This window comes from Pseudoalteromonas sp. GW168-MNA-CIBAN-0100, from assembly GCF_040309225.1.
Taxonomy (GTDB): domain Bacteria; phylum Pseudomonadota; class Gammaproteobacteria; order Enterobacterales; family Alteromonadaceae; genus Pseudoalteromonas; species Pseudoalteromonas arctica.
In genome coordinates this window covers 1-340 of sequence record NZ_JBEOOL010000273.1, presented here as the reverse complement: position 1 = coordinate 340, position 340 = coordinate 1, and the positions used below count along the sequence as shown (strand labels likewise).

Sequence of the window (340 nt, the reverse complement as noted above, 5' to 3'; positions counted from 1 at the left end):
GCGTAAAAGTGCGTGATTTTGATCAAGCATTTAGCGGCGTGTTTGGGCAAAGTGCCGCTAAGCTGTACCGCCGTTTTGTAGCTGAATACACTTACAAAGCTATGGCCAAAGAGCAATTAGAACCTAAGCTTAATAGTGAGCTGTGGCTACAGCTTAGTTTATATGCAAGTAACCCTGCGCTTGCAAAAGATGGCAGTAAGCTGGCAATTGTAGAGCGTGATAAAAACGATAACACTAAGCTTATTGTGTACAGCACAGAGCAAAATACTAAAGCCGAAAATAGCTTTAATAAAGCACAAAAAAAGCTATTAGAAAATGATCCCCTAGATATTGCTGACAC

1 pseudogene is annotated in these 340 nt (G+C 40.6%); it reads left to right on the top strand.

Annotated features, from left to right (window positions below):
* Positions 1-340 (top strand): annotated as a pseudogene (locus tag AAEY62_RS21080) (TolB family protein); the annotation flags it as partial.